Consider the following 17,604-nt stretch of genomic DNA (forward strand, 5'->3'; position numbering starts at 1 on the left):
AATGGCGATCGACTATCAGGACAAGCAGGTTGTTATCATTGGATTAGGTTCTACAGGATTGTCCTGCGTCGATTATTTTATTGCCCGAAATGTTTCTCCTCGGGTTATTGATACCCGAGCTACGCCACCGGGACTGGATAAGCTACCAGAAACCGTTGAATGTCATACCGGAAGCTTTCATCGCGAATGGATTTTGGCCGCAGACTTAATTGTGGTCAGTCCCGGTATTGCGCTGGCAACGCCGATTCTACAAGAAGCGGCTGAGGCGGGAATTGAGATTGTTGGTGATATTGAGCTGTTTTGTCGAGAAGCTCAGGCTCCGATAGTAGCAATTACCGGTTCAAACGGTAAAAGTACGGTGACCACGCTGGTTGGAGATATGGCGAAAGCCGCAGGCTGGAATGTTGCACTGGGCGGTAATCTTGGTCAGCCAGCATTATCGCTGCTTGACGACAATTGCCAACTGTATGTGATGGAGTTATCCAGTTTTCAGTTAGAAACCACCAGCAGTTTAAAGGCGGCGGCAGCAACGATTCTCAATGTAACTGAAGATCATATGGATCGTTATCCGTTGGGTATGCCGCAATACCGCGAAGCAAAACTACGAATTTATAACGATGCTAAAGTTTGCGTGGTGAATGCCGATGATGCTCTGACCATGCCGTTGCAAGGTGCTGATGCACGTTGTGTGAGTTTTGGTGTGGATGTGGGCGATTATCACTTGAGCCACCAGCAGGGCGCAACCTGGCTGCGGGTATATGGTGAGAAGGTTCTCAATGCTGCGGAAATGAAAATGGTGGGGCAGCATAACTATTTGAATGCACTCGCTGCACTGGCATTAGCGGATGCAGTTTCATTGCCACGAGCTTCCAGTTTACAAGCGCTGACTCAATTTACCGGGCTGGAACATCGTTTCCAACTGGTGTGGGAAAATAACGGAATACGTTGGATTAATGATTCTAAAGCCACCAACGTGGGCAGTACCGAAGCAGCATTAAACGGCATTCAGGTTGATGGCATTTTACATTTGTTACTGGGCGGTGATGGTAAATCTGCGGATTTCTCACCGCTGTTGACCTATTTGCAGGGCGAGAATGTTCGTCTTTACTGTTTTGGTCAGGATAAGCAGCCGCTATTTAATTTGCGTCCGGATGTCGCGGAGATGACCGATACCATGGAGCAGGCAATGAGGCATATTGCTCAGCGAGTGAAGCCCGGCGATATGGTATTGCTGTCGCCTGCCTGTGCCAGTCTGGATCAATTTAAGAATTACGAGCAGCGCGGCCATGAGTTTGCTCGACTGGCGCAGGAGCTTGGCTGATGAGCGTATTAAGTTTAGCTAAACCTATCCAGTCTTTTACTCAATGGGTAATGGGTACACGCTCAGGCAGTGATGCCGCTGATAGCGGTGTGATGTATGACCGGACCCTGCTGTGGTTAGCTTTTGGCTTGGCGATTGTCGGCTTTATTATGGTGACTTCGGCATCGATGCCGGTTGCTCAACGTTATACTGATGACCCGTTTTTGTTTGCTAAGCGCGATGCGATTTATATCGGATTAGCGCTGGCAGCGGCATTGGTAACTCTACGTATTCCTCTGGCGATGTGGCAGCGTTATAGCCCGATTATTCTATTAATCGCTATTGTGATGTTGCTAATTGTTTTGGTGGTCGGTAGCTCGGTTAACGGGGCATCGCGTTGGATTGCTTTCGGCCCGGTGCGTATTCAGCCAGCAGAATTATCGAAATTAGCACTATTTTTCTATTTAGCCAGCTATCTGGTACGTAAGGTGGATGAAGTTCGCAATAATTTTTGGGGCTTCTGTAAACCGATGGGTGTGATGGTGGTGCTGGCGGTGTTACTGCTGGCTCAACCAGACTTAGGTACTGTAGTGGTTTTGTTTGTGACAACGCTGGGGATGCTGTTTTTAGCCGGCGCTAAGCTGTGGCAGTTCTTAGCCATTATCGGTTCCGGTGTATTTGCGGTAGCACTGTTGATTATCGCAGAACCCTATCGTTTACGCCGGGTGACCTCGTTCTGGGACCCATGGGCCGATCCGTTTGGCGCTGGCTATCAGTTAACGCAATCACTGATGGCGTTTGGCCGTGGAGAGTTCTGGGGACAAGGCTTAGGTAATTCAATTCAAAAGCTGGAATACCTGCCTGAGGCTCATACGGACTTTATTTTTGCCATTATTGGTGAAGAGTTGGGCTATTTTGGTGTGGTTTTAGTGCTCTTAATGGTATTCTTCGTCGCTTTTAGAGCAATGCTCATTGGACGTCGTGCATTAGAGGCTGGTCAGCGCTTCGCTGGTTTTCTGGCGTGTGAGATTGGAATCTGGTTTAGTTTCCAGACGTTAGTTAACGTTGGCGCCGCAGCAGGTATTCTACCCACCAAGGGATTAACCTTGCCGTTAATCAGTTACGGTGGCTCAAGTTTATTGGTGATGTCGACGGCGTTGGTGTTATTACTCCGCATTGATTATGAAACGCGTTTGGCCAACTGCCAGGCGCACGTAAGAGGTACACGATGAAGCAGAAGCGTTTAATGGTGATGGCAGGTGGAACCGGCGGGCACGTTTTCCCCGGATTGGCTGTTGCTCATGACCTGATGGCGCAAGGCTGGGAAGTTCGCTGGCTGGGTACTGCCGATCGTATGGAAGCTGAATTGGTACCGAAACACGGCATCGAGATAGATTTTATTACCATTTCAGGTATTCGCGGCAAAGGTTTGTTTGCCATGCTGCTGGCACCAGTACGCATTTTTCGTGCAGTGCGTCAGGCGAAAGCCATTATGCGCAATTATCAGCCGGATGTGGTACTGGGCATGGGCGGATATGTATCCGGCCCGGGCGGTTTAGCGGCATGGTTGTGCGGTATCCCGGTGGTGCTACATGAACAAAATGGTATTGCTGGTTTAACCAATCGCTGGTTGTCTAAAATTGCTAAGCGCGTATTGCAGGCTTTTCCCGGGGCGTTTCCCCATGCAGATGTGGTAGGGAATCCGGTTCGTACCGATGTTCTGGCTTTACCTGCTCCTGAAGTGCGTTTATCTGAACGCAGTGGCCCAATCCGGGTATTGGTGATTGGGGGGAGTCAGGGAGCAAGGATCCTGAATCAAACGATGCCGCAGGCTGCTGAGCGCTTGGGTGATAAAATCACCATCTGGCATCAGGTCGGTAAAGGTGCGCAGGAAAGCGTTCAACAGGATTATCAGCAGCGCGGTTTAACCGGGCATGATATTACCGAATTTATTGATGATATGGCTTCGGCCTATGCTTGGGCTGATGTGGTGGTATGTCGGTCTGGCGCGTTGACGGTGAGTGAGATTGCCGCCGCAGGCTTACCTGCGATTTTTGTGCCCTTTATGCATAAAGACCGTCAACAATACTGGAACGCGCTGCCGTTAGAGAAAGCCGGCGCAGCGAAAATTATTGAGCAACCTCAGTTTAATGTCGATTCATTGACTGAGGCATTAGAAGCGTTGAATCGTTCAGGATTACTGGCGATGGCGATGGAAGCAAGAGCGATTGCCATACCGGATGCTACCGAGAGAGTATCGGCGGTAGTGAAAAGCGTCGCTTTATAGATAATTCCTGATATTGAATGTTAAAAGTCACCGAAATTAACAAGAGTAAATAGAAAACCGTGAATGAGCATGTAGATATAAAAAGATTGGCGAAACTTCGTACCATGGTGCCCGAGATGCGTCGCGTTCGGCATATCCACTTTGTGGGTATTGGTGGCGCGGGTATGGGCGGGATCGCCGAGGTTCTGGCGAATGAAGGATATCAAATCAGTGGTTCCGATTTGGCGCCAAATGCCGTCACGCAACAGTTAAGTGAATTAGGTGCGGAAATTTATTTTAATCACCGTGCTGAAAATGTGCTCGGTGCCAGTGTGGTGGTCGTTTCTACCGCAATTCCTGCTGAGAATGCGGAAGTGGTTGCGGCGCGCGAAGCGCGTATTCCGGTGATTCGCCGGGCTGAAATGTTAGCTGAACTGATGCGTTTTCGTCACGGTATTGCTATCGCCGGCACCCACGGTAAAACGACCACGACCGCGATGGTGACTGGAATTTATGCCGAAGCCGGTTTAGATCCAACGTTTGTTAACGGTGGCTTGGTTAAAGCCGCCGGTACGCATGCTGCGTTAGGCTGTAGCCGTTATTTGATTGCTGAAGCAGATGAGAGCGATGCCTCCTTCCTACATTTGCAACCCATGGTTGCAATAGTGACCAACATCGAAGCCGACCATATGGATACCTATCAGGGCGACTTTGAGAATTTAAAGCAAACGTTTATTAATTTTTTACACAACTTGCCGTTTTATGGACGTGCAGTGATGTGTATTGACGATCCCGTAGTGAGAGAGCTTATCCCTCAGGTTGGACGTCAGGTGATTACCTACGGCTTCAGTGAAGATGCTGATGTGCGAATAAAAGATTATGAACAAAAACGCTCGCAGGGCTTTTTCACTATCTGCCGTCAGGATAAGAGTGAGCTGAAAGTGATGTTGAATGCACCGGGTCGCCACAATGCGTTAAACGCGGCGGCAGCGGTCGCTACGGCGACGGAAGAGGGAATTGATGATGAATCGATTACCCGTGCATTGGCTAACTTTCAGGGAACCGGGCGTCGTTTTGATTTTCTGGGTAAGTTTGAGCGCGAAGATGGTGGCGACATCATGTTGGTTGATGACTATGGTCATCACCCAAGCGAAGTGGATGTTACCATTAAAGCGGCGAGAGCCGGATGGAACGAACGTCGTCTGGTGATGATTTTCCAGCCGCATCGTTATTCGCGTACTCGCGATCTGTATGATGACTTCGCGAATGTGCTGTCTCAGGTTGATGTGCTGTTTATGTTAGACGTTTATCCTGCCGGTGAAGCACCGATTCCGGGCGCAGATAGCCGTTCTCTATGCCGTACTATTCGTGGACGCAGTAAGTTAGATCCGATTTTTGTGTCAGATGTCGATGCATTACCTGCCATGTTAGAGCAGGTGTTACAAAGCGGCGATCTGGTTCTGACACAGGGTGCCGGTAATATTGGCCGGGTGGCTCGTCGATTAGCAGAATTAAAATTACAAGCAATGAATACAAATGAGGGAAATCATGGCTGAGAAAGTAGCGGTACTCCTTGGTGGAACATCGGCAGAACGTGAAGTATCACTGAATTCAGGGGCTGCGGTTTTAGCCGGTTTGCGTGAAGCTGGCGTTGATGCGCACCCTATCGATCCTAAAGAGTATCCGGTCGCTCAGCTAAAAGCGGACGGTTTCAATAAGGTATTTATTGCATTGCACGGTCGCGGTGGCGAAGACGGCACCCTGCAAGGAATGTTGGAGTTCCTGAATTTACCTTACACCGGTAGCGGTGTGATGGCTTCAGCGCTGACCATGGATAAGTTGCGAACTAAATTGTTATGGCAGGGCGCTAAGTTGGCGGTGTCGCCTTATGTTGCCCTGAACAGCAATCAATTGGCACAGGTGAAGGCAAATGAGATTGTTCAACAGCTGGGTTTACCGCTAATTGTTAAGCCAAGCAATGAAGGTTCCAGCGTAGGTATGAGCAAGGTTGATACGGTGGAACAACTGCAACCGGCTCTGGAAGAAGCATTTAAACATGATACCAGCGTATTGGTTGAAAAATGGTTAAGCGGACCTGAGTTTACCGTTGCGATTTTAGGCGGTGAAGTTTTACCTTCAATTCGCATTCAGCCTGCCGGAGTATTCTATGATTATCAGGCAAAATACTTGTCTGATGAAACACAGTATTTTTGTCCAAGCGGTTTAAGCGATGAGCAGGAAAAGCAGATCCGTGAATTGGCTCTGGCGGCTTATAACGCAGTAGGCTGTAGTGGTTGGGGACGTGTAGACGTAATGATGGACAGCGATGGTCAGTTTTATCTGCTGGAAGTGAATACTTCGCCGGGTATGACCAACCATAGTTTGGTACCAATGGCGGCACGCCAGTATGGATTGAGCTTTTCTCAGTTAGTTGTAAAGATTCTGGCATTGGCTGACTGATATGTCCCAGGCAGCACGCAACGTCCGTGAAGAAATAGAGAAGAAGCGTTCCGGACGTAGTAATGGCACTCAGTTGGTTGGCGTTGTCTTCCTGCTGATGGTGATTGGAACGATTGTCTGGGGATGCTGGGCGGTTATCAGTTGGATGAATGACGCGCAGCGCTTACCACTGTCTCGATTAGTGGTGACCGGCGAAAGACATATTACGACCAATGATGATATTCGGCAGACGATTTTGTCATCGGGTGAACCGGGGACTTTTATGTCTCAGGATGTGGATGTTCTGCAACAGCAGATTCTGCATTTAAAGTGGATCAAGCAGGCCAGCGTGCGTAAACAATGGCCGGATGAGCTGAAAATCCACATTGTTGAGTATGTACCGTATGCCCGATGGAACGATCTGCAATTGATAGATAAAGACGGTAACGTGTTTAGCGTACCGGCGGAAAGAGTCAGTGATAAGACCCTTCCTCTTTTATATGGCCCTGAAGGGGGCGAAAAAGAGGTCCTGGAAGGATACAACAGCATGAGCCAAGCGCTGGCTGCCGGAAAGTTTAAGCTGAAAACGGTAGCGATGAGTGAACGGCGTTCATGGCAGCTAGTATTAGATAATGATGTGCGTATTGAGCTGGGAAGAGAGAATAGGACTCAACGGTTAGACCGATTTATTTCTCTCTATCCTATATTGCAGCAGCAGGCGCCGGCAGACAAACGTATTGCTTCACTGGATATGCGTTATGACACTGGGTCAGCGGTTGGTTGGGCTCCCGCATTTATTGAGAATCAGACAATTTTGTCTGATTGGGTTAAACAACAGGGTCAGGCAGATTAATAATGATCAAATCGACAGACAGAAAACTGGTAGTAGGACTGGAAATTGGTACAGCAAAGGTTGCTGCGCTGGTTGGAGAAGTGCTGCCTGACGGTATGGTTAATATTATTGGTGTCGGTAGCTGTCCGTCTCGCGGGATGGATAAGGGCGGGGTTAACGACTTAGAGTCGGTAGTGAAATCCGTTCAGCGGGCTATCGATCAGGCCGAACTGATGGCGGATTGCCAAATTGCTTCGGTGTATTTAGCGCTTTCAGGGAAACACATTAGCTGTCAAAATGAGATTGGTATGGTACCAATCTCAGAAGAAGAAGTGACTCAGGAAGATGTCGAAAGCGTTGTTCATACCGCTAAGTCGGTACGGGTTCGCGATGAACACCGGATTTTGCACGTTATTCCTCAGGAATACGCGATTGATTATCAGGAAGGCATTAAAAATCCGGTAGGCCTTTCAGGCGTGCGGATGCAGGCCAAAGTTCATCTGATTACTTGCCACAACGATATGGCTAAAAATATTGTTAAAGCGGTAGAGCGTTGCGGTTTGAAAGTAGATCAGCTGATTTTTGCTGGTTTAGCCGCAAGTTATGCGGTTTTGACTGAAGATGAACGTGAGTTAGGCGTCTGCGTTATTGATATCGGTGGCGGTACGATGGATATTGCTATTTATACCGGTGGCGCTCTACGTCATACTAAAGTCATTCCTTATGCGGGTAACGTTGTGACAAGTGATATTGCTTACGCTTTCGGTACTCCGCCAACGGATGCCGAAGCGATAAAAGTACGTCACGGTTGTGCATTGGGTTCTATCGTCAGCAAAGATGAGAACGTTGAAGTACCAAGCGTAGGTGGTCGACCACCGCGTAGCTTACAGCGTCAGACTTTAGCGGATGTCATTGAACCTCGTTATACCGAGCTACTGAATTTAGTCAATGATGAGATTTTGCAGGTTCAGGAACAGTTACGGCAGCAGGGTGTTAAGCATCATTTAGCTGCGGGTATCGTGTTAACTGGAGGCGCAGCTCAGATTGATGGGCTGACTGAATGTGCTCAAAGAGTATTCCATACTCAGGTACGAATTGGACAGCCGTTAAATATTACTGGACTAACGGATTATGCGCAGGAGCCTTATTACTCAACGGCAGTAGGCTTGCTGCACTACGGTAAAGAATCTCACTTACGCGGTGAGTCTGAAGTAGAAAAAAGAACATCTATGCGTAGCTGGGCACAACGCTTGAGTGGCTGGTTACGTAAAGAATTTTAATCAGTAGTGCAATTAGCGCATTTTAAGCGATAATTCATTGCGTAAGAGTTAAAAACGGAGAGAGAGATTATGTTTGAACCAATGGAGTTAACCAACGATGCGGTGATTAAAGTCATCGGCGTCGGTGGTGGTGGTGGTAACGCCGTCGAACACATGGTCCGTGAGCATATTGAAGGTGTTGAATTCTTCGCGATCAATACCGATGCTCAGGCATTACGTAAAACAGCAGTCGGCCAGACGATTCAAATCGGTAACGGTGTCACCAAAGGGCTAGGTGCTGGTGCCAACCCTGAAGTGGGTCGTAATTCTGCAGAGGAAGACCGTGAACAATTGCGTGCTGCTCTTGAAGGCGCCGACATGGTGTTCATCGCAGCTGGCATGGGTGGCGGTACAGGTACTGGTGCAGCTCCGGTTGTTGCCGAAGTGGCTAAAGAATTAGGCATTCTGACCGTTGCGGTCGTTACCAAGCCATTTAACTTTGAAGGTAAAAAGCGCATGACGTTTGCTGAGCAAGGCATTGCCGAGCTGTCCAAGCACGTTGACTCGCTGATTACTATTCCTAACGATAAGCTGCTGAAAGTGTTAGGTCGCGGTATCTCTCTATTGGATGCATTCGGTGCAGCGAATGATGTATTAAAAGGCGCAGTGCAGGGTATCGCTGAACTGATTACTCGCCCTGGCTTAATGAACGTTGACTTCGCTGACGTACGTACTGTGATGTCAGAAATGGGCTATGCCATGATGGGTTCCGGTATTGCTCGTGGTGAAGACCGTGCTGAAGAAGCGGCTGAAATGGCTATCTCCAGTCCATTGCTGGAAGATATCGACCTGTCTGGTGCCCGCGGCGTTCTGGTCAACATTACGGCAGGTTTTGACCTGCGTCTGGATGAGTTTGAGACTGTCGGTAATACCATCCGTGCATTTGCTTCTGACAATGCTACCGTGGTTATCGGTACGTCATTAGATCCGGATATGAGTGATGAACTGCGTGTAACCGTAGTTGCTACCGGTATTGGTATGGACAAGCGTCCTGAAATTACGCTGGTATCTAAATCTCCTGCGTCTCAGCCAGTCGATCATCGTTATGCTCAACATGGTTTGGCGCCTTTGCAACCGCAAGAGAGTAAACCTGCGGCAGCGAAAGTAGTAAACGATCAGGGTGTTCAACCGAATAAAGAACCTGATTATTTGGATATTCCGGCATTCCTGCGTAAGCAAGCGGATTAATCAGAATTATTAGGTCTAATAGACTGAATGATTTTGATTCTCCGCTCTTTATGCTAAACTATCGCGGAGACCGTGGTTTAAACTGCGGTAAGTTGGATCAATATTGCGAGATAATACGATGATTAAACAGCGGACACTAAAACGCATCATTCAAGCTACCGGCGTCGGTCTTCATACCGGACGTAAGGTTAGCCTGACTCTGCGCCCAGCCGCGGCGAATACGGGTGTCATCTATCGTCGTACTGACTTGAATCCACCGGTTGATTTTCCGGCAGATGCAAAATCCGTGCGTGATACCATGCTATGTACTTGCTTGGTTAATGAAGATGACGTGCGTATCTCTACCGTAGAACACCTTAATGCTGCTTTGGCAGGATTAGGCATCGACAACATTATTATTGAAGTTGACGCACCAGAAATTCCAATTATGGATGGTAGTGCGGCACCTTTCGTCTACTTATTATTAGACGGCGGAATTGAAGAGCTGAGCGCACCTAAGCAGTTTTTGCGCATCACTCAACCTGTTCGCGTTGAAGATGGCGACAAATGGGCTGAATTAACACCTCACAATGGTTTCAGCTTAGACTTTACGATTGATTTCAATCACCCGGCGATTGATTCCGGTTCACAACGTTATCGTATGGATTTTTCCGCCGATGCGTTTGTTCGCCAGATTAGCCGTGCCCGTACTTTTGGGTTTATGCGTGATATCGAGTACTTACAGTCTAAGGGACTCTGTTTAGGTGGTAGTTTTGACTGCGCTATCGTAGTAGATGACTATCGCGTGCTGAATGAAGATGGTTTGCGTTTCCAGGACGAGTTTGTCCGCCATAAAATGCTTGATGCAATTGGTGATCTGTTTATGTGTGGCCACAATATTATTGGCGCGTTCACCGCGTTCAAATCAGGTCATGCGTTGAACAACAAGTTATTGCAGGCCGTTCTGGCTAAGCAAGAAGCTTGGGAGTACGTAACTTTCGAAGACGAAGCAGAAATGCCGTTGGCATTCAAAACGTCAAGAACAGTATTGGCTTAAGGCCTACTTCTTATTACGACTCGCTGTGCTGGTAACTCTCTCTCCTGCCAGTGCAGCCAGTCGTTCTAGTTTCTCCTTTAATTTCCCCGGACTTCTCGCTGCTAATTCCCTTAACTGCTGTGCACTTTGTTCACTGAGTTGACGCACCGGTGTTTCTTCTTTTTGGCTGTCGGGCGAGTAGCGGTGGACTAAATTTTCAGCAGTCGAATTATTTGTGCTTAACTTTGGATTAATCTTTATGTCGATTGAGACTAAAGATGGTAATATTTCACTTCTAAGCGTACTTAGCAGCATTTGTTGTTCATAACGCAGGCGAGTTAACCAACTGGCATTTGCCACCTCAAGGATTAACATTCCCTGACGGTAGTTAGAAACACGACAAAATGCATGCATTTGCTTAGGTAAAAGGGCCTTAACCGCCTTGTTGAGTTTGATGAGTGCTATCGCTCGTTGCTGAATATTTCGCAATAAGTTTGCATCATCGAATAGTGTATCTAATAATAATGGGCGACTATCGCGCATAAACAAAATTCCAGCAGATAAAATAGTTAATTGATAATGGGCATTCTAAATCGTTGGCGACAATTTGGCAGGCGTTATTTTTGGCCTCACCTCTTACTCGGGGTAGTTGCGGCCAGCATTGGGGCGCCCGTAAGTCTCAATGGCTTACCACAACAGGTTTCGCTATCAACGGTTCTGGCCAGCGCCAATCATATTAATCCTGCGGTACCGGGCGTTGGGCAATTAGCCCTGTCTGGTGAAATTAATAATCGCCCGCTGCAAAATCTTAATCCGTGGCAGCATTTCGCGATACGCAACTATCTTACTCGCCTGACAGTTTCCCTCGCTAAAGATGAGGCGACACCTGATACGGCCAAAGCCGATGCAGACGAGAATCAAAAATTAAGCCTTAGCCATCTTGCGCTGTTGGATTCACTTTCCACACAGGCTACGGTGGATATCAAATCTCCATTCACAGTAACACGTCTTGTCCAGATTGATACGGGTTTTATACAACATCCCGTCAGATTCTGGCTATCTAGTATTCAAGGCATTCGTGCCGGCCCTTCCTTATACGCATAATTTCCCCGTAACAATGTCTTTCCTTGTTATTTATGGGGTATGTATTGGTAATTTTTATTTGATTCCCTCTGCCTGAAGGGCAGTACACAAAGAGATATAGAGACGTATGTTAACTAAGTTAATGACAAAAATTTTCGGCAGCCGTAACGATCGTACACTGCGCCGTATGCGTAAAAGCGTTGAAGAAATCAACCGCCTTGAACCTGAATATGAAGCATTGTCTGATGAGCAACTGCAAGGGAAAACCGTTGAGTTCCGTGCTCGTCTGGAAAAAGGAGAGTCGCTGGACTCTTTAATCCCTGAAGCTTTTGCGGTGGTACGTGAAGCCAGTAAACGCGTATTCGGTATGCGTCACTTTGACGTACAGATGATCGGCGGTATGGTGTTGAACTCTCGCTGTATCGCAGAGATGCGTACAGGTGAAGGTAAAACGTTAACCGCAACGTTGCCTGCTTATCTAAATGCTCTGTCAGGCCGTGGCGTACACGTGGTAACCGTGAACGACTATCTGGCTCGACGCGATGCGGAAAATAACCGCCCGTTGTTTGAGTTCCTGGGTTTAACCGTTGGGATCAACCTTCCTGGCATGCCGCCTCCGGCTAAGCGCGAAGCTTATGCTGCTGATATTACTTACGGTACCAATAACGAGTTTGGCTTTGACTATCTGCGCGATAACATGGCATTTAGCCCTGAAGAACGCGTGCAGCGTAAGCTGAACTATGCACTGGTGGATGAAGTTGACTCTATTTTAATCGACGAAGCGCGTACTCCGCTGATTATTTCCGGTCCGGCTGAGGATAGCTCTGAGCTGTATAAGAAAGTCGATAAGATTATTCCTAAGTTGCTGCGCCAGGAAAAAGAAGACTCAGATACTTTTGAAGGTGAAGGTCACTTCTCCGTTGATGAGAAAAGCCGTCAGGTTAACTTAACCGAACGTGGTTTGGTGCTGATTGAAACGCTGCTGATGGATGCAGGAATGATGGAAGAAGGTGAATCACTGTATTCACCAACGAATATCATGTTAATGCATCATGTTACAGCGGCACTGCGTGCTCACGCGCTATTTACCCGCGATGTTGACTACATTGTTAAAGACGGTGAGGTTATCATCGTTGATGAACATACTGGTCGTACTATGGAAGGTCGTCGCTGGTCTGACGGTCTGCATCAGGCTGTTGAGGCCAAAGAAGGTGTGGACATCCAGAATGAGAACCAGACTTTAGCATCGATTACTTTCCAGAACTATTTCCGTTTATATGAAAAACTGGCTGGTATGACCGGTACGGCTGATACCGAAGCCTTTGAATTCCGTCAAATCTACCGTTTAGATACTATCGTGGTGCCAACCAACCGCCCAATGATCCGTAACGATATGCCTGATCTAGTCTATATGACTGAGAAGGAAAAAATCGATGCGATTATTGAAGATATCAAAGAGCGTAGCGTTAAAGGCCAGCCAATTCTGGTGGGTACGATTTCAATTGAAAAATCTGAAGTGGTTTCCAACGAACTGAAGAAAGCCGGTATTGTGCATCAGGTACTGAATGCTAAATTCCACCAGAAAGAAGCTGAGATCGTTGCTAACGCGGGCCAGGAAGGAGCAGTGACCATTGCTACTAACATGGCTGGTCGTGGTACGGATATCGTATTGGGTGGTAGCTGGCAGACTGAAATTGCTGAGTTGGAAGAGCCGACTGAAGAGCAGATTAAAGCCATTAAAGAAGCATGGCAGGTGCGCCACGATCGCGTATTAGCTGCCGGTGGTTTACATATTATTGGTACTGAGCGTCACGAATCACGCCGTATTGATAACCAATTGCGCGGTCGTTCTGGTCGTCAAGGGGATGCGGGTTCATCTCGTTTCTACCTGTCGATGGAAGATGCCCTGATGCGTATTTTCGCCTCAGATCGCGTAGCTGGCATGATGCGTAAACTGGGTATGAAGCCGGGTGAAGCTATTGAGCATCCATGGGTAACCAAAGCGATTGCCAACGCACAGCGCAAGGTAGAAAGCCGCAACTTCGATATTCGTAAACAGCTGCTGGAGTTTGATGACGTGGCTAACGATCAGCGTCGTGCTATCTATAGTCAGCGTAATGAACTGTTGGATATTAGTGATATCAGCGAAACCATTGATAGCATCCGTCAGGACGTATTTAGCGCGGTTATTGATAACTACATTCCACATCAGTCTCTGGAAGAAATGTGGGATGTGCCGGGGCTGGAAGCGCGTTTGAAAAATGATTTTGATCTTGAGTTGCCGATTGCCCAGTGGTTGGATACTGAGCATGAACTGCACGAAGAGACCCTGCGTGAGCGTATTCTGGAAGAATCCATCAAAGTTTATCGCGATAAAGAAGAGGTTGTTGGCGATGAAATGATGCGTAACTTTGAGAAAGGCGTGATGCTGCAAACGCTGGATACCATGTGGAAAGAACATTTGGCCGCAATGGACTATTTACGTCAGGGTATTCACTTGCGTGGTTATGCTCAGAAAGATCCGAAGCAAGAATATAAGCGCGAATCTTTCTCCATGTTTGCCAGCATGCTGGAAGCGTTAAAATACGAAGTGATTAGCGTACTGAGCAAAGTTCAGGTGCGTATGCCGGAAGAAGTTGAAGCCGTTGAACAACAGCGTCGTGAAGAGGCCGAGCGTTTAGCGAGCCAGCAACAGTTTAGCCATCAGGAAGAGAATTCACTGATGGAAGAGTCTGACGGTAGCAATAAGCCAATGGTACGTGAAGAGCGTAAAATAGGTCGTAACGATCCATGCCCATGTGGTTCAGGTAAGAAATATAAGCAATGTCACGGTAGCCTACAGTAATCGTGATACTGAGCAGATGATGACAAAGGTATTTATTTGTCAAACGACAGGAGAGAGTTCCGTTGGGGTCGTAGCGGGTTTACCCGCCGGAGCGCCCCTAGGGACTCTAGGCCTGTCGCTCTCTGTAGTTAAGTACCGATGATCTTCCGGCTGAGCACGAGGGTGATATTCTGCCGTTTTTTTTACAGCCGGAACATATACTGTAGCTAATTTAAAAATGTTTGTTAGCTGTCTAAGAGCGCCATCTGGCGCTCTTATTGTATGTATGGTTTATCCATTAAAGCTGAATAGGGATAACGATGAGCGTGAAGCGTATTGAAATTGCAGTTGGTATTATTATCGATTCGAAAAAATCGATTTTTGTTACCCGTAGAGCCGAGGGGAGTCATCTGGCGGGCTATTGGGAGTTTCCCGGCGGTAAAGTGGAAACAGGCCGTGGGGAGTCGGTTGAGGCGGCTCTCAGTCGAGAATTACAAGAAGAGACCGGAATTCAAGTCATAGATGCTTCGTTGCTGAAAACCTTAGAATATGATTACCCGGATCGTCAGTTGAAGCTGCATTTTTATATTGTTAATGGCTGGCAGGGAACGCCTGAAGGGCGAGAGGGGCAGCAGTCGCGCTGGCTTAATGTTTCTGAGTTAATTGACGCTGAGTTTCCTGAGGCCAATCAACCCATTATTACTGAACTAAAGCAGCGCTATCATACCGCTTAAAAATGGCGCTAACTTTTGCGTTATATCGAGTTGAGGGGGAAGTTGGAACGATTCACGGCCAGTATTATGCCGGTAGTTACTCCTGTTCCTCACTCCATTCATCGTTGTCGGATATTTCGCCTGAACTTGGAATACGTTTTTCTTCATCGGCCCACTCGCCTAAATCAATCAGCTGACAACGTTTGCAGCAAAATGGCCGGTAAGGGCTCTCTTCATTCCAGGTAACAAGTTTATTGCAGGTAGGGCAGTTAACCTGAAGAGGGCTGCTACTCATAAAATTCTCCAAATTTAATCTATTACTGATGTCGGACAACGATAAATAGTAAGTATCTGCCGCGGTATTAACAGCAGGCTATCTTAAAATGAAATCGTTCTGGTGTTTCTCCTCGCTCGCTGTCGAACGGCATAAAGCGTATGGCAAAGCGTGTTTTATGGCCAGAAACTTGCGGATAGATTTGATGGCTAGAATCTATCTGGATGCGTAGGATATCACAGTCTTCGGCGTTATCCTGATAGAACCCATTCAGGCTGGTTTGTGTTTGAAATTCACCTGACTGGCGAATCATATTAAGGCAGGTATTTAAGGCATTATGTAATGGTGTTACGGTTGCCAACCATTCAGCCACCTGTTCATCACGTTCCTGTTTAGGATTGTTCAACCACATATGCAGAACTGGCAAGTCAAAGCTACAGCAACCGCCGGGAATGCTTAAGCGTTGGCGCACCATACTGATTAAACGGTCTTCTTTCAGAGCTTGGCCCAGACGCGGCGCGGCCAGTAAAACGCTTGATTGCTCTTTTAACGTATGACGCAAAGTATTCAGACGCTCGACGTCGACACCGGGAACGTCTATCCATTGCGCCAGTTTTTGTTGTTGGCGCTCCAGTTCTTTTACCAGTTCAGTGCGCACATCACCGCGGTCGATAATATCCAGTAGTTCACTGGTGGTACGGAAAAAACTTAGCGTATCAGTTAAGTTAGTTAAGGTGCGGTTGTCTTGTAACTGTTGTAGTAAGAATTCAAGGCGTAACCAAGTACGGACTTTTTCATTAAGCGGATGTTCAAAAAGTATGTTATGGGATAAATCACTCATATAGACAAATCCTGCTTGTTGAATGTATTGGCTAGGGCTAAATATTTTTGATGTAGCTGCTGTATCTTAGGGAGTAACGCTTCGGGAGTGTCATCATTGTTTAACACGTCATCCGCGTAAGACAGCCTGATTTCACGGGAAGTTTGGGCGGCTAATATTTGCGTGGCTAAATGTTCGCTGCTGCCGTCCCGCGCCATGATTCTATGTAATTGGGTTTCTCGAGTGACATCCACGACTAAAATCCGATTAGCTCGAGAGCAGAGATTATTCTCAATTAATAATGGCACAACCCAAATAACATAAGGAGATATTATAGCAGCTAACTGCCGCTGGGTTTCACGTTGAATGAGTGGGTGCAGTAAACTATTTAACCACAGTTTTTCATCTGAATCGTTAAAAATGCATTCTCGTAATTTTTGTCTATTTAGTGAACCGTTTGGCTGTAGGATTGATGGTCCGAAATGCTGAACAATGGCAGCAAGGGCTTCTGTTCCCGGTTCAACCACTTGGCGGGCAATAATATCGGCATCTATTACAGGAACACCTAATCGGGAAAACGCATTAGAAACGGTTGATTTTCCGCTGCCAATTCCGCCGGTAAGTGCCACGATATAATTCATAATAAGGCCTGTAATAATATTGATAGATCAATCATAAAGGGATCTTTCAGAAGTGCAAGCCACCCGGCAAACGCCAGAAAGGGGCCAAAAGCAATTCGTTTGTTTTTATTCTTTTTATTTCTCTGCGTTATCAAGATAAACAGCAGTGCTGAGACACTGGCGACTAATATAACGATGGGTAAGATATCTAATCCCAGCCAGGCACCCAATCCGGCCAATAATTTCATATCTCCTCGACCTAATCCCTCTATTTTTCTAATCCCTTTGAAAACGATGGCTGGTAACCAAAGTAATCCGTATCCAAAAAGTGTTCCTGCTAGTGATGTTGATAATGTGACCGGAGAAACTTCCAGGCTGGCAGCAATCAGGCCACTACAAATTAACGGCAAAGTTAAGACATCGGGCAGCAGTTGGTGGGCGATATCAATCAGTGCTGCTGTGATTAGTAAGCAGGTAATCATCAGTAAGATGATTAACCATAATAGATTCTGATTAGATGAGGCCAACACCATAAATAACAAGGCGACGGTGAGTTCCGTGAAGGGATAAGTGCAACCAATAGTTCGATGACAATCTCGGCAGCGTCCTTGTTGGTATAGCCAAGATAGGACAGGAATAAGTGAGGCTAAAGTGAGCGGTTGATGGCAGTGTGGACAACCCGAAGGGGAGAATAGTGATAAATAAAATGGATGTGGTTTATCGAGGGATTGAACGATGCTTGGACAACATGCTAATTGCCAGCGGGAGATTAAGATTAGGGGAAGTCGGTATGCAAGGTGAGTAATCAAACTGCCAATAAACAGGCCAAAAAGGCCAAACCAAACGACGAAAAAGGCATTTTCCATGGCGTGCCCTAATCTGCGTTTTCGCAGATAAATTTATGGGAGTAT

Annotated in this window: 17 protein-coding genes; 12 read left to right on the forward strand and 5 right to left on the reverse strand. The window is 47.1% G+C overall.

The window, feature by feature from the left end:
- The first annotated feature begins 1 nt into the window (after position 1).
- From murD to lpxC, 9 genes are all read left to right on the forward strand, one after another.
- Positions 2–1,321 carry a UDP-N-acetylmuramoyl-L-alanine--D-glutamate ligase gene (gene murD / locus EL341_RS04100; protein WP_074820061.1) on the forward strand — a complete coding sequence of 440 codons (1,320 nt, stop codon included), beginning with the start codon at positions 2–4 and terminating at the stop codon, positions 1,319–1,321.
- Complete coding sequence (gene ftsW / locus EL341_RS04105) at positions 1,321–2,532, forward strand: cell division protein FtsW (protein WP_047780166.1); 1,212 nt, start codon at positions 1,321–1,323, stop codon at positions 2,530–2,532. Before murD ends, ftsW begins: the two co-directional genes overlap by 1 nt.
- Positions 2,529–3,587, forward strand: a complete 1,059-nt coding sequence (gene murG / locus EL341_RS04110) for an undecaprenyldiphospho-muramoylpentapeptide beta-N-acetylglucosaminyltransferase (RefSeq protein ID WP_074820059.1) — start codon at positions 2,529–2,531, stop codon at positions 3,585–3,587. Before ftsW ends, murG begins: the two co-directional genes overlap by 4 nt.
- Before the next feature lie 104 nt (positions 3,588–3,691).
- Positions 3,692–5,122, forward strand: a complete 1,431-nt coding sequence (gene murC, locus EL341_RS04115; RefSeq protein ID WP_217639202.1) for a UDP-N-acetylmuramate--L-alanine ligase — start codon at positions 3,692–3,694, stop codon at positions 5,120–5,122.
- Positions 5,115–6,026: a D-alanine--D-alanine ligase gene (locus EL341_RS04120; protein ID WP_047780169.1), complete on the forward strand. Its 912-nt coding sequence runs from the start codon at positions 5,115–5,117 to the stop codon at positions 6,024–6,026. The genes murC and EL341_RS04120 overlap by 8 nt, the downstream gene beginning before the upstream one ends.
- A 1-nt stretch (position 6,027) precedes the next feature.
- Positions 6,028–6,858: a cell division protein FtsQ gene (gene ftsQ / locus EL341_RS04125; RefSeq protein WP_047780170.1), complete on the forward strand. Its 831-nt coding sequence runs from the start codon at positions 6,028–6,030 to the stop codon at positions 6,856–6,858.
- Between the two features lie 2 nt (positions 6,859–6,860).
- Entirely contained in the window at positions 6,861–8,117 is a 1,257-nt protein-coding gene (ftsA, locus tag EL341_RS04130) for a cell division protein FtsA (protein ID WP_047780171.1), read from the forward strand.
- A gap of 69 nt (positions 8,118–8,186) precedes the next feature.
- Positions 8,187–9,344, forward strand: coding sequence for a cell division protein FtsZ (gene ftsZ / locus EL341_RS04135; protein ID WP_047780172.1), 1,158 nt, complete (start codon positions 8,187–8,189; stop codon positions 9,342–9,344).
- A gap of 118 nt (positions 9,345–9,462) precedes the next feature.
- Positions 9,463–10,380 (forward strand): UDP-3-O-acyl-N-acetylglucosamine deacetylase, encoded by a 918-nt coding sequence (gene lpxC / locus EL341_RS04140; protein WP_047780173.1) that lies wholly within the window; start codon positions 9,463–9,465, stop codon positions 10,378–10,380.
- Between the two features lie 3 nt (positions 10,381–10,383).
- Here the strand turns inward: lpxC and EL341_RS04145 are convergent, their stop codons facing one another.
- Positions 10,384–10,902: a DUF721 domain-containing protein gene (locus EL341_RS04145; protein ID WP_047780174.1), complete on the reverse strand. Its 519-nt coding sequence runs from the start codon at positions 10,900–10,902 to the stop codon at positions 10,384–10,386.
- Positions 10,903–10,938: 36 nt separating this feature from the next.
- Between EL341_RS04145 and secM the strand changes: the two genes are divergently transcribed.
- From secM to mutT, 3 genes are all read left to right on the forward strand, one after another.
- Entirely contained in the window at positions 10,939–11,463 is a 525-nt protein-coding gene (secM, locus tag EL341_RS04150; protein WP_083399605.1) for a secA translation cis-regulator SecM, read from the forward strand.
- Positions 11,464–11,569: 106 nt separating this feature from the next.
- Complete coding sequence (secA, locus tag EL341_RS04155) at positions 11,570–14,287, forward strand: preprotein translocase subunit SecA (RefSeq protein WP_047780176.1); 2,718 nt, start codon at positions 11,570–11,572, stop codon at positions 14,285–14,287.
- Positions 14,288–14,586: 299 nt separating this feature from the next.
- The gene (mutT, locus tag EL341_RS04160; RefSeq protein ID WP_327078768.1) at positions 14,587–15,000 is read left to right on the forward strand and encodes an 8-oxo-dGTP diphosphatase MutT; all 414 of its coding nucleotides are present in this window, start codon (positions 14,587–14,589) and stop codon (positions 14,998–15,000) included.
- Positions 15,001–15,076: 76 nt separating this feature from the next.
- Here the strand turns inward: mutT and yacG are convergent, their stop codons facing one another.
- From yacG to EL341_RS04180, 4 genes are all read right to left on the reverse strand, one after another.
- Positions 15,077–15,274 (reverse strand): DNA gyrase inhibitor YacG, encoded by a 198-nt coding sequence (gene yacG, locus EL341_RS04165; protein WP_047780177.1) that lies wholly within the window; start codon positions 15,272–15,274, stop codon positions 15,077–15,079.
- Between the two features lie 67 nt (positions 15,275–15,341).
- Positions 15,342–16,094 carry a cell division protein ZapD gene (gene zapD, locus EL341_RS04170; protein ID WP_074820053.1) on the reverse strand — a complete coding sequence of 251 codons (753 nt, stop codon included), beginning with the start codon at positions 16,092–16,094 and terminating at the stop codon, positions 15,342–15,344.
- Positions 16,091–16,714, reverse strand: a complete 624-nt coding sequence (gene coaE / locus EL341_RS04175) for a dephospho-CoA kinase (RefSeq protein ID WP_074820050.1) — start codon at positions 16,712–16,714, stop codon at positions 16,091–16,093. The genes zapD and coaE overlap by 4 nt, the downstream gene beginning before the upstream one ends.
- Positions 16,711–17,559 carry a prepilin peptidase gene (locus EL341_RS04180; protein WP_074820048.1) on the reverse strand — a complete coding sequence of 283 codons (849 nt, stop codon included), beginning with the start codon at positions 17,557–17,559 and terminating at the stop codon, positions 16,711–16,713. The genes coaE and EL341_RS04180 overlap by 4 nt, the downstream gene beginning before the upstream one ends.
- Positions 17,560–17,604 lie beyond the last annotated feature (45 nt).

The organism is Pragia fontium, assembly GCF_900638655.1.
GTDB classification, from domain to species: Bacteria; Pseudomonadota; Gammaproteobacteria; order Enterobacterales; family Enterobacteriaceae; genus Pragia; species Pragia fontium.